This window comes from Bradyrhizobium sp. HKCCYLS3070 (genome assembly GCF_051167575.1).
GTDB lineage: Bacteria > Pseudomonadota > Alphaproteobacteria > Rhizobiales > Xanthobacteraceae > Bradyrhizobium.
This window is the reverse complement of record NZ_JBNPTI010000009.1, coordinates 80171-96022: the sequence shown is the minus strand read 5'-3', so window position 1 is coordinate 96022 and position 15852 is coordinate 80171. Positions and strand designations below refer to the sequence as shown.

The following is a 15852-nucleotide window of genomic DNA, read 5'->3' as shown; positions in this document are numbered from 1 at the left end:
CACCTCATTCAGCCGGTTCCGGCTGCAGAGCCGGTGATGTCTGCGCCGCCTGGTCCGGCTCCAGCCACACGCCGAGCGCCGCCAGGAAGGATTCGTTGCCAAGGATCGAGAAGTGGTCGTCGCCGACCACGCCCAAATCTGCCGCCTGCGGCAGTCCCGCCGCGAGCCGATCGCGCTGTCGAAGCCGGCCGGAGGTCCACCAGCAGCCGGGCGCTGCAACGAGATCGGCCGGCCATTCGGCCGCCCGAGCCAGTTGCGCGAGGTGGCGCCCGACCCTGAAGGCCGAGACGATGTCGTCGACGCCGAGAAGACCGTCGCGCGGCTGCAGCGGCGCCGTGCCGATTGCATCGACGACCAGGCGCCGGATCACCTCGTCCGTCACCGGCGCATCGCAGGAACGAATCGCCGTCACCTGCGACGCAATGGCTGAAGGCTGCACGCCCGGCGCCGCGACCGGCAGCAGCGTCAGCAAGTCGTCGGTCCAATGCCGCCCGGGCGACGGCTGCTCGTCACCATGCGGAACGAAGCTGTCGATCAGCGCCAGGCGCTCGACCCGCTCGCCGCGCCGCTCAAGTTCGGCAGCAACCAGGCACGCGACCAGTCCGCCAAGCGACCAGCCAATCAGATGATAGGGTCCCTTGCTTTGCTTCCGCGCGATCTCATCGACATAGTCCACGGCCATTGCCGCCAGCGACTCGTCGGTGAAGGACGGTTCGATCAGCATCCGGCACTGCAGTCCGATCAGTTGCCTCCGTCCCTCCAGGCGCCGCGCCAGCGGCGCGTAGTCGAACACCGTGCCGAAGCCGCCGTGAAGACAGAACACCGGCGGCGTGCCATCGATCGGCGAACTCAAGGGCAGCAGCGCCGACGGCCGCATGGATGATGCTGCGGGCGTGCCGAGCAAGGCGCGAATGGTCGGCTTCTGGAGAAGATCCCGCAGCTTGATCTCGCCATCGAGGATCGGGGCACGGCGAAGGCGCGCGATCACATTGAGGCTCAGGATCGAGTTGCCGCCGAGCTCGAAGAAGTTGTCGGTGACGCCGACTTGCGCAACACCGAGGATCTCCGCCCACAGCTTCGCCATCGCGACCTCGGCGGGACTTTCCGGGGCGATGAACGCGCGCCCGGCTGCGATATCAGGCGCGGGCAACGCCTTGCGATCGACCTTGCCGCTCGACAGCGTCGGCAGACGCTCGAGCACGATGATGCGGGATGGAATCATGTAGGCCGGCAAAGTCCGGCGCAGCGCGGCAGTCAGCGTTGCAGACAGCCGCTCGGCCGCAGCCGCGGCGGCGTCGCCTGGCGCCCGTGGCGCCACATAGGCCACGAGCTGATTTCCTCCCGCACCCACCACGGCGAGCACGGCAGCCTGCGCGACCGCTAGGTCGCTCAGCAGAGCCGATTGGATTTCGCCAAGCTCGATCCGGAAGCCGCTGACCTTGACCTGATCGTCGCTGCGTCCGAGATATTCGATCGTGCCGCTCGCATCCCATCGCGCAAGGTCGCCGGTGCGGTAGAGGCGTGCGCCCTCGTCCGCCGAAAATGGATCCGGCACGAAGCGTTCCGCCGTCATGCCTGGCTTGGCGTGGTACCCGCGCGCGAGCCCGAACCCGCCGATGTAGAGCTCGCCGGCTGCGCCTGCCGGAACGAGATTCAGCGAGCCATCGAGGATGTAGGCGGTGCGGCGGCCGACGGGAATGCCGATCGGCGCATAGGCCTTGTCGCACGCCGTGTTGCCGTCGACCTTCCACACGAGCGGTGTCACGACGGTCTCGGTCGGACCATAGCCGTTGATCAGGATCTGCGGCTTCAGCGTCCGCCTGACCTTGTCGAAGCCGGCCTTGGGCATCGCCTCGCCGCCGAACGAATACAGCCTCACGGGCGGCGGATTGCCGGCCTGCTCCACCCACTCTGCGACCTGCTGCAGATAGGCCGGCGGCAGGCCGATATGCGTGATCCGCTGCGCATGAAGCTCAGCGACGGTCTGTTCGGGCGTCCACAGCTCCGCATCGCGCATGACCAGCCGAGCGCCCTGCGACAGCACCGTGAGCCACCGCTCATGCGCGCCGTCGAAGGCCAGCGACAGGAAATGCAGCTCGCTTGCGTGCTCGTCGAGCTCGTAGAGCGCAGCGGTCGCTCGGCAATGCATCGCCAGCGGTCCATGCGCGACGGCGACGCCTTTCGGCCGCCCGGTCGAGCCGGACGTGTAGATCACGTAAGCGAGACTCTCCGGATGCAGGCGTGGATCCGGCACATGGTTCGGACCGCTGGCGGAATCGAACGAGGCCAGATCGATCGCCTGGACGCCTTCGATAACGGAGATGTCACGCGCGCCGGACAGCAGCATCCTCATCCCGGAGTCGCGCATCACATGAGCGATGCGGTCCGGCGGCAGCTCGGGATCGAGCGGGACATAGGCTCCGCCGGCCTTCAGCACGGCAAGCAGCGCGGCCATCGTCGCTTCGTTGCGCTCGACGACGACGCCGACGCGCTGGTCGGGCCCGAGCCCGGCCTCGACGAGGTGGAGCGCGATCCGGTTGGCGCGACGATCGAGCTCACCGTAGGACAGGTTCCGGCCGCCGATCGTCAGGGCGACACGTTCCGGATCGCGCTGTGCATGATCGCGGATCATCTCGTGGACGAATGGACGCATCGCGGCAGACGCCGCCCGGCCATTGCAGGCATCTGCGCGCTGCACATCCTGAGCGGTGGACGCATCGATCGCGCCAAGCCTGGCTTCCGGACCTCGTAGCATGGCCGCGAGCAGATGTTCGAATTGCGCCCTCACCTGCTCCGCCTGTTCCGGCGTGAAGTGGCTCGGCATATATGTGAATTCGACCTGCAGCGTATCCTCGACCATGACGGACAGGTCCATCGGATAGTTCGTGACGTCGACGTTGCGCAGCTCGCCGAATTGAAGCGAGCCGTCACCCTGCAGCAGGCCTCGGTCGACGGGATAGTTCTCGAACACGATGATGCTGTCGAACATTGTCTCGCCGGCACGTCCGGCCCAGCTCTGGATGTCGTAGAGCGGCGTTTGCTCGAAGTTGCGCATCGCCGCGTTGCGGTCCTGCATGGCGCGCAGCCAGTCACCGATCGTTGCGGCCGGCGAAGGCGTCTCGATCACGGGCAGCGTATTGATGAACAGGCCGATCATCTGCTCGGCCCCGTCGAGACCAGCCGGACGGCCGGCGACGGTGACCCCAAATGTAACGGTCTGCTGGCCGGTGTAGCGTTGCAGCAGCAGCGCCCAGACGCCCTGGATGAGCGTGTTCAGGGTGATGCGCTCGTGCCGGGCGAACGCCTTCAATGCCGCGGTCGCATCCTTGTCGAGCCGGGTGTAGCAGCGCCGGTGTCCGTGCGCGTCGTAGCGTCGCGCGCCGAAGGCATCGGCCAGTTGCGTCGGCTGGTCGAAGGCCGTGAGTTGTCCTCGCCAGAAGCGCTCGGCGGCCTGCGCGTCCTGGGCCAGCAGCCAGGCAACATAATCGCGATAGTGCGCCGATTGAGAGACGAGCGCACGCCCGGCATAGCGCTGCAGGATTTCACCGATGAAGCGGGCCGAGCTCCAGCCATCCATCAGGATATGATGGTAGGTCCAGATCAGGCGATGACGATCGTGGTCGAGCTGCAACAAGCGGACACGCTGCAGTGGCGGCACCGCGAGATCGAACTCGGCGCCGCGCTCCGCGGCCAGCGCCGACGACAGCCGCGCCTCATCGACGGCCTGCCCACGCCAGTCTTCCGTTGCGAACGGCACACTCGCCGCGCGATGGACGGCCTGCAGCGGTGCGCCGGACAGCTCGCGCCACAGAAATCCAGTACGCAGCATCGGATGACAGGCAGAGACCTCCTGCCACGCGGTGCGCAGCCGCTCGACGTCCAGCCAGCGGATCTCGACGCTGACTTGGTTGACATAGACGCCACTTCCGGCATCGCGCAGGCTATGGAACAGCATGCCCTGCTGCATCGGCGAGAGCGGGTAGACGTCCTCGATGCGGTCCCAGTCGACACCAAGCTGCGCGAGCTCCTCGCTCGTCAGCCCCGACAATGCGCCGCGCGCGCGAGTGATTGCGGGCTGGTCGTTCCGCGCCGCCACGCAGGCCGGCGCGAGCAGCTCGATCGTCTGCAGCCGGAACACGTCTCTCGGCTCCAGCTCGAGACCAGCCCGGCGTGCGCGACTGACCATCTGCAGCGAGATGATCGAGTCGCCGCCGAGCTCGAAGAAATTGTCGGTGACGCCGACGTCCGGCTGGTGCAGCAGCTCGGCCCAGATCGCAGCGAGTGCGGCCTCGGTCGGATTGCGTGGCACGACGCGCTGTCCCTGCCCAAGCCGCGTATCGGGCAACGGCAACGCCTTGCGATCGATCTTGCCGTTCGGTGTCAGCGGCAGCCGCGGCAGCACCATCACGCGCGACGGCACCATGTAGTCCGGCAACGCTGACGCGAGAGTCGCGCGCAGCTCGGCTCCGTCGAGCGCATCGTCGCCGCTGACATAGCCGACGAGCTGCCGGCCGCCGCCGAGCTCTTGCGCCACCACGACGCTGTCGCGCACGCCGGGCTGCGTGCGCAGCCGCGCCTCGATCTCGCCGAGCTCGATGCGGCGGCCGCGGATCTTCACCTGATGGTCGGCACGGCCGACATAGTCGAGCAAACCGTCGGCGCGCCACCGCGCCAGATCGCCGGTGCGGTACAGCCGCGCACCGGGATCGCCGAATGGATCGGGAATGAAGCGCTCGGCGCTGAGCGCCGCTCGGCGCCAATAGCCGCGGGCCAGGCCCTCGCCGCCGATGAAGAGCTCGCCTGTCACGCCGACGGGGGCGGGGTTGAGATCGCCGTCGAGCACATGCAGCGTGGTGCTGCCGATCGGGCCGCCGAGGACCGGTGCGGGATCGCGTGCGTCGAGCCGATGGCGCGCCGACCACACCGTGGTTTCGGTCGGCCCGAACAGGTTCCAGGCCTCGCCTCCGAGCGCGAGCAGCCGAAGCGCCAGGTCGGGCGCCAGCGCCTCGCCGCCGCTCAGCAAGCGGCAGCCTTGAGGCAGCCAGCCGCGCGCACCATCGTCATGATCGAGCAGCATGCGCCAGCTCGACGGCGTGGCCTGGATCAGGGTCACGCCATGATGGGCGACGATCGCCTTCAACCTCGCCGGATCATGGGCCGAGGCGCGATCCGCCAGCACGATCCGGGCGCCATGAATGAGCGGCAGCCAGAGCTCGAGCACCGCGATGTCGAATGACAGCGAGGTCAAAGCGAGCACGCGGTCATCGCGCGCGATGCCCGGTTGCTCAGCCATCGTCGCCAGGAAATTCGTCACGGCGCCATGGCGCACCATCACGCCCTTGGGAAGGCCGGTCGAACCGGAGGTGTAGATGACGTAAGCCAGGTTGTCTGGATGGATGGCGACGTCGAGATTGCCGACGTCGACCGAATCTTCTCCAGCCGCCTCGTCCAGCAGCCAGGCCTGGGCGTGGCCGTCCGCCAGCACTGGCGCGAGCTGGTCGTGGAGCGTCGCCTGCGTCAGCAGCAGCTTCGCGCCGCTGTCGGACAGCATGTGCGCGAGACGCTCGGCCGGATAGTCCGGATCGAGCGGCAGATAGGCTCCGCCCGCCTTGAGCACCGCGAGCAGCGCCACCATCATCGTGACACTGCGCTCCAGCGCCAGTCCCACCACCACATCGGGACCGACGCCGTGCTCCCTGAGCCTATGGCCCAGCCGGTTCGCGCGCGCATTCAGCGCGCCGTAACTGATCGTCTCCTCATTGTGCACGAGCGCAATCGCATCGGGCGCGCGCCCTGCCTGGGCCTCGAACTGAGCGACGACATCCGGCGCTATCACGGCCCCGGCCGTTGCGTTGACCCGCGCCAGCAGCGCGATGTCCGCGGGATCATCAGCCGCAAGGCAGCCGACCGCCTGCTCGGCATCGCCAGTGATGGCCGCGAGCAGTTGCATGAACGCCCTCTGCAGCCGCCGAATCTGGGCTTCGTCGAAATGTTGCTGCCGGAAATTGAATACCAGCCGCAACTCTGCTTCGAGACCGACGCTTACGAACAGCGGGTAGTTGCTCGTTTCGAGGATCCTCGTCCGGCTGACGCTCACGCGGCCGTCTCGGGTCTTCAAGGCCTCGTCCACCGGATAGTTCTCGAACACCAGGATGCTGTCGAACAGCGGACGCCCTGCCTGGCCCGCGATCCGCTGAATCTCGGCCAGCGGCATCCAGCCATGATCCCGCAAGGCGAGATTGCGATCCTGCAGGTCGCGCAGCCACGCACCAACCCGCCGCTGCGGATCCTCGGCATCGACCACGGGCAAGGTGTTGATGAACAGGCCGACCATCTCCTCGGCGCCAGCGAGCCCAGCGGGCCGGTCCGACACCGTCACGCCGAAGCAGACCGTATCCTGGCCGGTGAACCGACGGAGCAATTGCGCCCATGCCGCCTGCACCACCGTATTCAGCGTGACCCGTTCGCGGGTCGCGAAGCGTTGCAGCCGCTCGCTGAGATCGGCGTCCACCGCCATGGTGAGCGAGCCATGGCCGACGCGAGCGTCGACCGCAGGCCGCGACAGCAGGCTCGGCTCGTCGAGCCCGGCCAACGCCGCTCGCCAGAACTCGGCCGCAGCACCGTGGTCCTGCGCCTGCAGCCATGCGATGTAGTCGCGGTAGCGCGGCGGCTGTCCTTGCAGCGCCCCCTGCCCCTCGTACTGCACCACCTCGGCGATGAATCGGGCCGAGCTCCAGCCGTCCATCAGAATGTGATGATGAGTCCAGATCAGCCAATGCCGGTCGTCGGCGATCCGGATCAGCCTCACGCGCTGCAGCGGCGGCCGCGAGAGATCGAAGCCGTCGGCGCGCTCGCGGTCTGCAGCCGCCATGAGCGCAGCATCCAAAGCGGCCGGAGCGAGCTGCGCCGCACGTTCCCGCCAATCCTCCGCGACGAAGGGAACGTCGGCATTGCGATGCACGACCTGCTGCGGTGGTCCCGGCAATTCACGCCACAGGAAACCGGTGCGAAGCACGGTATGGCGTTTGCTGACCGCCTGCCACGCGGCTTGCAGCTTGCCGGCGTCGAGACCGCGGATCTCGGCGGCGACCTGGTTGACGTAGACCCCCGTGCCGTCGTCGTGCAACGCGTGAAACAGCATGCCCTGCTGCATCGGCGACAACGGATAGATGTCCTCGACCTCGCGCCAATCCAGCGCCAGCGCATCGAGCTCGGCCTGGCTCAGCTTCGACAACGGCACATCGGACGGCGTCACGCCATGGACGCCGCTCGTGCAGTGATCGACCAGCTCACGCAGCGCCGGCTCAAAGCAGTTCGCCAAGCTCGCAATCGTTTCGCGGCGTTGACGCTTCCCGCTGAAGCCGAACGACAGCTCCAGACGACCGTCGAGCACCCTCGCGTTGATCGCGATATGGTGGCGCAACGGGCTCGACGCGGCGCGCGACGGGCCGGCGCTCTCTGGCGCGATCGAGAACAGCGCCGTCTCGTCCGCGCTGCCATCGACCTGTCCGAGATAGTTGAACCCGATGCGCGGCTGCACGCCCGTCGTCAGCGCCGCGCGATGGGCATCAGACCCCAGGTAGCGCAGGACGCCGTAGCCAAGTCCCCGGCTGGGGACGGACCGCAGCATCTCCTTGGTCGCCTTGATCAGCACCGCAGGCGGCTGCGATCCAGCCGCCAGTCGTACCGGAAACGCGGTCGTGAACCAGCCGATGGTTCGCGACAGGTCGAGCCCGCCACCGAGATCCTCGCGGCCGTGACCCTCGAGTTCGATTGCCATGATCTCCCGGCCCGACCACAGCCACAGCGCACGCGCGAGCGCCGACAGCAGCAGATCATTGACCTGGGTTCTGTACGCCCCGTGCGCCGTGCCCAGCAGACGCGCGGTCAGCTCGGCGTCGATCGCGAGCGGTACGTCGTCGGCGTCTGCAATCGTATCCCGATCCGCATGATCGAAATCGCACGGCACGTCCTCCGTCTGCCGGAGACCGGACCAATGATCCCACTCTGCAGCCGGCACATCCGAGGCCGCGTACGCGCGCAGCGCTGCGCCCCATTGGGCATAGGCGTGCGTCTTGGGCGGCAGCGTCGCCTCTTGCCTACGCATGAGCTGCTCATAGGCAGCCGCGAGATCCTCCAGCAGCACACGCCACGACACGCCGTCGGTCACGAGGTGATGAATCACGATCAGGAAGCGCTGCCCGCCCTCCGGCAGATCGATGCCGACCATCCGCACCAGACGTCCCTCCGCGAGCGAAAGGCTCGCCTGGACCGCAGCGGCGAGCGCGGTGACCGCCTCGCCATCGGCCAGCTCGCACGACCGAAACAGGTCGGAGACCGCCGGCGCCGGCCCGTGCTCGGCGCGCCAGATGCCGTCGATGCGTTCGAAGCGCAGTCTCAGCGCATCGTGATGAGTGACGACGGCCACTGCCGCGCGCCGCAGCACGTCCCAGTCGAGCCGCTGCTGCGGCCGCAGCAGCAAGGCCTGGTTCCAGTGATCGGGCGCCTCCAGCTCCTGCTCGAAGAAACGGAGCTGAATCGGCAGCAACGGGAGTGGCCCGGAGACGAGACTCTGCTCCGCCGTCGTCTCCAACCGGACGACCTGCCGCGCGTCGCGCGCCAGGGCTTCCAGCGTCTGATGCTTGAAGACGTCTCGTGGCTCGATCAGAAGGCCGGCCCGCCGCGCACGACTGACCATCTGCAGCGAGATGATGGAATCGCCGCCGAGCTCGAAGAAATTGTCGGTCATGCCGACATCGGGCTGACGCAGCAGCTCGGCCCAGATGGTTGCCAACGCAGCCTCGGCCGGCGTCCGCGGCGCAATCCGCATCGCTGCAGCGGGCGCCTCCGGCGCCGGCAGCGCGTTGCGATCGACCTTGCCATTCACCATCAGCGGCAGGCGGTCGAGGACCACGATCCGCGCCGGCACCATGTAGTCCGGCAACGTCGCGGACAGCGCGTCGCGCAGCACCTCGCCATCGAGTGCGCCGTCACCGCAGACATAGCCGACCAGTTGCCGGCCAGCCCCGAACTCCCTCGCGATGACGACGGCCGCAGTGACCGATGGCTGCTGCAGCAGCCGCGCCTCGATCTCGCCGAGCTCGATGCGGAAGCCGCGAACCTTTACCTGGTGATCGGCCCGGCCGGCATAGTCGATGGCGCCGTCGCTGCGCCAGCGCGCCAGATCGCCGCTTCGATAGAGCCGCGCGCCGGGAGGTCCGAACGGATCGGGAATGAAGCGCTCGGCCGTCAGCGCCGCGCGCCCGAGATAGCCGCGCGCCAGCCCGTCTCCGCCGATATGAAGCTCGCCCGTCGTGCCCTCGGCGACCGGATTGAGGTCGGTGTCGAGAATGCGCAGGATCGTGCCTGGAATCGGAAAGCCGATCGGCACGCGCTTCCCGCTCGCCGCGCGGCAGTTCCAGAAGCTGGCATTGATCAGCGCTTCGGTCGGCCCATAGCGGTTGTCGAACCGGATTGCTGGGAACACCGCGTAGACTTGGTCCTTCAGCAGGACCGGCAGGGCCTCGCCACCGGAGAACAGGCGCTTCAACGTCACGCATCGCTGAGCCTCCGGCTCAGCCACGAATTGCGCGAGCATCTGCGGCACGAAATGCAGCGTGGTCACACCATGCGCAGTGACCGCATCGACCAGCCGCTTCGGCTCGCGATGGGCCCCCGGCGCCGCGATCGCAAGCCGCGCACCGACCGTCAACGGCCACAGGATTTCCCACACCGCGACGTCGAAGCTGAACGGCGTCTTCTGCAACAGCGTTTCGCCGGGATCGAGCCCGTACTCCCGCTGCATCCAGGCGAGCCGCGCTGCCAGCGCGCCACGCGTGCAGGCCACGCCCTTCGGCACGCCGGTCGAGCCGGACGTGTAGATCACATAAGCGAGGCTCTCGGCGTGGGTCGGACTCTGGAGATCCAAGCTGCCGGTGTCCGTGTCCTGCGAGGCGCGTCTGTCGTCGACGGCGATCAACTCGGCGCCCGCTCCTGCCATGATCTCCATCAGCCGATCACGCAACTGCGGCTGCGTCAGCACCAGCCGCGCGCCGCTGTCGCCCAGCATCGCCGCGAGCCGCTGGTGGGGATAATCCGGATCGAGCGGCAGGTAGCCGGCCCCGGCCTTCAGAACGGCCAACACGGCCACGACCAGGTCGGGGCTGCGCTCGAACGCCAAGCCGACCGGGGCATCCAGAGCGACGCCGGCCTGCCTGATCTGTCGCGCCAGTCGGTTCGCCCGCGCATTCAGTTCGGCGTAGCTGATCCTCTCCTGATCGGAGATCACGGCCATGGCCGCAGGCGACCGTGCGACCTGCTGTTCGATCTGCGTCACGACGTCGACGAAGCCGTCTTTCACCGTCGGCGCGGCGGGTCCCGAGCTCCAGCCGAGCACCCGGTGCAAAGCGGCGGCATCCAAGCCATGCAGCTCCGCGACGGGGCGGCTGCTGTCGTCGGCGATGCGCCCGAGCAGGCAGGCGAACGCCGCCTGTATCCGCTCGATCTGCGCTGGGTCGAACCGGCTGCGATCGTAACGGAAGCCGAGCCGGATGCCGGCGCCGGTCACGAACACCGCGACCGTCAGCGCATAGTTGGTGATCGAGATCTGCTCGGCGCGGCTGGCGCGCGGCCCCCCGCCGGCCTGATCGCGCAGCGCCGCGTCGACCGGATAGTTCTCGAACACGAAGATGGTGTCGAACAGCGGCCGGCCGGCGCGGCCGGCAAGGCGCTGGATCTCGTGCAGCGGCATCCAGCCATGCTCGCGCAGGTCGACGTTGCGATCCTGCAAGCTGCGCAGCCACGCGCCGACCGGCGTTTGAGGTCTCCCGCCCTCGAGCGCGGGCACGGTGTTGATGAACAGGCCGACCGCCTCTTCCACGCCCGCGATCTCGGGCGGCCGGCCGGAGATCGTGGCGCCGAAGCAGACGACTTCCTGGCCGGTCAAGCGTCGCAGCAACTGGCCCCACGCCCCCTGCAGAAGCGTGTTCAACGTCACCCGCTCGCGCCGTGCCACGACCTGCAGCCGCTCGGTCTTAACCGCATCGATCACGAGATCGATCGAGGCATGGCCGTCGGCAGGTGCGGCCGGCCCGCCCAGCGCATCGGCCAGCAGGCTCGGCTCGCCGAGCGTCGAGAGCGAGCGCGACCAGAACATGCTCGACGCCTCGCGATCCTGTCGCTGCAGCCAGGCAATGTAATCGCGATAGCGGCCGCGCGGTGCGCCCAGCGAGGCGCCGCCGACATGCTGCATGATCTCGCCGATGAGCCTTGCTGCGCTCCAGCCGTCGAGCAGGATGTGATGATGGGTCCAGATCAGGCGGAAAACGCCGCCGCCGAGATCGATGAGACGGACCCGCTGCAGCGGCAGCCGAGACAGGTCGAAACCGGCGCGCCATTCGGCTGCCGCCACCTCGGCCAGCGCCGCGTCACGCGCGGCCTGATCCATCGAGTCCACACGGTCGCGCCAATCCTCCTCGACGAAGGGGACAGGAACTTGCCGATGGACGATCTGCTGCGGTGCGCCCGACAATTCTTTCCACACGAACGCGGTCCGCAGCACCGCGTGTCTCGCGGTCACCGCCTGCCACGCCGCGCGTAAACGCGCCGCATCGGCGCCGCTGACGTCGACGGCGATCTGACTGACATAGTTGCCGCTGTCGCCGTCGCGCAGCGCGTGGAACAGCATGCCCTGCTGCATCGGCGACAGCGGATAGATGTCCTCGATATCGCGCCAATCGCGCGAGGCTCCGAGCAGGTCGAGCTCCGGCTGGCTGAGGCCCGACAGCGGAACGTCCGACGGCGTGAGGCCATGTACGCCGCTCGTGCAATGCGCGACGAGTTCGCGCAGCGCCGCAGAATAGCACGCGGCCAGCCGCTCGATCGTCGCGCGGCGATAGCGTCGGCGGCCGAAGCTGAATGTCAGCCTCAGCTGGCCGTCGAGCACCTGGCCGTTGATGCTGAGCCAGCGCCCGAGCGGCGCGCTGGCGCTGCGTGACGGCCCCGCGCCTTCCGGCGCGAGCGCGAAGGCAGGGTCGGGGCCGGCGCCGAACTGGCCGAGATAGTTGAACACGATCCGCGGCTCGGCTCCGCCCGCCAGGGCGGCGCGCTGCTCAGGGCTGCCGCAGTAGCGCAGCACGCCATAGCCGAGCCCACGCGCCGGGATGGCCCGTAATTCCTCCTTGATCGACTTGATGAGCGTGGCATCGTCGCTCGCGCCACCGGAGAGGCGAAGCGGAAATGCCGTCGTGAACCAGCCGACCGTGCGCGACAGGTCGAGGCCTTCGAACAGATCCTCACGGCCATGGCCTTCGAGCTCGACCAGGCATTCATCGAGTCCGCACCAGCGGTTGACGGCGCGGGCCAGCGCCGCCAACAGCAGATCATTGACCTGGGTCCTGTAGGCAGCGGGTGCCTGCTTGAGCAGCTGCCCGGTCATGTCGGCATCGAACGACACGACGACGTCTTCGCCATCGGCGACACGATCGGTCTCACCTTGATCGTCGTCGCATGGCAGGCCGCCGGCGGCACTGCGCTGTCTCCAATAGTCGAGCTGATCGGCCAGCTCCTCGCTCGCCGCGTAGTCTTCAAGCCTCCGGCTCCACGACGCCATGGACTGGCTCTTGGGGGGCAACGCAATCGCAACCGCGCCCTGCGCCGCCTGTCGATGCGCCGACATGATGTCTTCGAGCAGCACACGCCAGGATACGCCGTCGACGACGAGGTGATGCACGACGATGAGAAGCCTCTGGCTGCCGTCCGCGACGTCCATGCCGACGAAGCGCAGCAACGGCCCCTGCAGGGACAGGCTTGCCTGCGCGGCGGCGGCAACCGAGGTGATCTCCGCCGCATCCTGAACAGCGCGGATCCAGAGCAGATCGGCGCTCGCCGGCATCGCGCCATATCTCGCCTGCCACGCGCCGTCGCTCTGGAGGAATTGCAGTCGCAGGGACTCGTGATGCGCCACCACGGCCTCGACCGCCGGCGCCAACACCCGCCAGTCGAGCCGTGCCGACGGCACCAGCATCAACGCCTGATTCCAGTGATGCCGTTCGCCGGCGTCCTCGGCAAAGAAGCGGCGCTGGATCGGCAACAGCGGCACCGGATCGCCATCGCGCGCGAGCGGCTCGGCGGAGACGACCGCCGCCCGATCGCGGCGCGCGACCCGCGCCAGCCCTTGCAGCGTCTGATGCCGGAACAGGTCGCGCGGCTCGATGGCAAGCCCGCGCTGGCGCGCACGTCCGACCACCTGCAATGAAATGATGGAATCGCCGCCGAGCTCGAAGAAGTTGTCGGTCAGCCCGACCCGCGAATGGCCGAGCAATTCAGCCCAGATCGCCGCCAGCTCCAGTTCAGCCGGGGATTGCGGTGCGACGTAGTCGGCCTCAGCAGACAACTGCTCGGGCGCCGGCAAGGCGTCGCGATCGACCTTGCCATGCGCCGTGAGCGGCATCCGCGACATCAGTACGATGCGCGCCGGAACCATGTAGTCCGGCAGTTCCTCGGACAACGCCGCGCGCAGCCCGGTCTCGTCGAGGCCATCCTCGCCGCAGGCGTAGCCGATGAGCTGCTGGCGTCCGCCGATCTCGCGTGCCACCACCACCGCCGACTGAACACCCGCCTGCCGCGTCAGCCGCGCCTCGACCTCGCCCGGCTCGATGCGGAAGCCGCGGATCTTGAGCTGGTGGTCGGACCGGCCGACATAGTCGATGACGCCATCGGCGCGCCAGCGCGCCAGATCGCCGGTGCGATACAGCCGCGTGCCCGGTGCGCCGAACGGATCGGGGATGAAGCGCTCCGCCGTCAACGCCGGCCGATTCCAATAGCCGGCCGCGAGCCCCTCGCCGCCGATATGAAGCTCGCCGGTGACGCCGACCGGAACGATGTTGAGATCGCCGTCGAGAACATAGGCCGAGCGCCGGCCGACCGGGCGGCCGATCGGCGCATAGGCGCAGTCGATCTCGGCATCGACGTCGACCTTCCAGACCAGCGGCGTGACCACTGTCTCCGTCGGACCATAGCCGTTGATCAGCTTGCGCGGCCGCAGCGCCTGCCTGACCTTGTCGAAGCCCGATTTGGGCATGGCCTCGCCGCCGAACGAATACAACGACACGGGCGGCGGATCGCCGCGCCACGCCGCGAAGTCGGCGAGTTGCTGCAGATAGGCCGGCGGAAAGCCGGCATTGGTCACGCGCTCCGCGCCCATCACGTCAAGCGTCTTCTCCGCCGACCAGAGATCGGCGTCACGCATCACCAAGGTCGCGCCGCAGCTCAGCGCGGTCCACAACCGCTCATGCGCGCCGTCGAAGGTGAAGGAGAGGAAGTGCAGCTCGCGCGACTGCCGGTCCATCTCGTAGAGACCGGCGGTGGCGTCGCAATGCATCGCGAACGGTCCATGCGCGACCGCGACGCCCTTCGGCACGCCGGTGGAGCCGGACGTATAGATCACGTAGGCGAGGCTCGAGGGATGGACATCGACCGCCGGGTCGCTCTCCGTCGTCTCGGCCGCCATCGCGCCGGGATCGACGACCGCGATGCCCGGCATCGGCGGCCATTGCGATCGTCCCGCCGCATCGACCAGCACGACGCGCGCGCCGGCATCCCGAACGGTGGCGGCGAGCCGCGCCGGCGGATGATCGGGATCGAGCGGCAGATAGGCCGCGCCGGCCTTCAGGACGGCAACAAGACTTGCGACGAGATCGGGCGAGCGCTGCATCGAGAGCCCGACGAGCTCGCCGGGTCGCACGCCGAGCGCCAACAGATGCTGCGCGATGGCATTGGCGCGGCGATCGAGCGCCTGATAGCTGATCGTCTCGGCCCCGAACACCAGGGCTGTCGCGCCCGGCCTCTCCTTTGCGTGCCGCGCGAGCATCCGGTGCACCGGCTGGAACCCCGCGAGTGCGGGCGCGCAGGCATTCCACTGCCTGACGTCGTCGCGCTGCCGGTCCGACAACAGCTCCAGCGCCGCGATCCGCTGCGTGGGATCCGCGACCGTTGCCCGCAGGATCGTCAGCCAATGCCCCGCGAGCCGTGCGATGGTCGACCGGTCGAACAGCGCGGCGGCAAAGGAGAACAGCGCCGAGACGTCTCCCGACGGCGCTTCCTCGCTGTCGAGAGCGAGGTCGAATTTCACCGTCTCGATCTCGGCCGCGATCGTCTCGATCTGCAATTCGGACCCAGCCGGCGCATGTGCCGGCTCGCGCCGATGCTGATGGTTGTAGAGCACCTGGAACAGGGGCGTCTGGCTCTGGCTGCGCTGCGGCTGCAGCACGTCCAGCAGCCGCTCGAACGGAAGATCCTGGTGATCCCTGGCCTCGAGCGAGGCCTCGCGCAGGGCGTGAATGACGTCGGCGATCGTGCTCCGGCTGTCGATGCGCGTGCGCAGCACCTGGGTGTTGACCAGCAGCCCGATCAGCCGCCGCGTTTCCGACCGGTCGCGATTGGCGAGCGGAACGCCGACGCAGATGTCGCCCTGCCCACCGTAGCGATAGAGCACCAGCTTGAGCGCCGCGAGCAGCACGACGAACAGCGTCGTGTGATGCTGTCGGGCGAGCCCGCGCAGACGATCGGAAAGCTCGGCGCCGAGCGACAGGCGTATGGCATCGCCGGATTGGTCGGTCTGGGCCGATCGGGGGCGATCGAGCGGCAGTTGCAGCATGGCCGTGTCGTGCAGCCGGTCGGTCCAGTACCGGAGCTGCCGCTCCTCCTCCACGGCGCCGAGCCACAGTCGCTGCCAGGCGGCGAAATCGGCGTAGTCGATCTCGAGCGCCGGCAGTGAGGCGGTTTCGCCGCGGACGGCAGCGCGATAGAGCTGCCAGAACTCCTCGGTAAGGACCTGCATCGACCAGCCATCGG

At 68.2% G+C, this 15852-nt stretch carries 1 protein-coding gene (running past one end of the window); it reads right to left on the bottom strand.

The genetic code is table 11. From position 1 onward, the window contains the following. Positions 1-4: 4 nt before the first annotated feature. On the bottom strand, positions 5-15852 hold the 3' portion of the coding sequence (locus tag ACQR03_RS24420; protein WP_434841989.1) for a non-ribosomal peptide synthase/polyketide synthase. It continues 559 nt past the right edge of the window; 15848 of the gene's 16407 nt are visible here — the last part of the coding sequence; its start codon lies beyond the right edge, outside the window; the stop codon is at positions 5-7.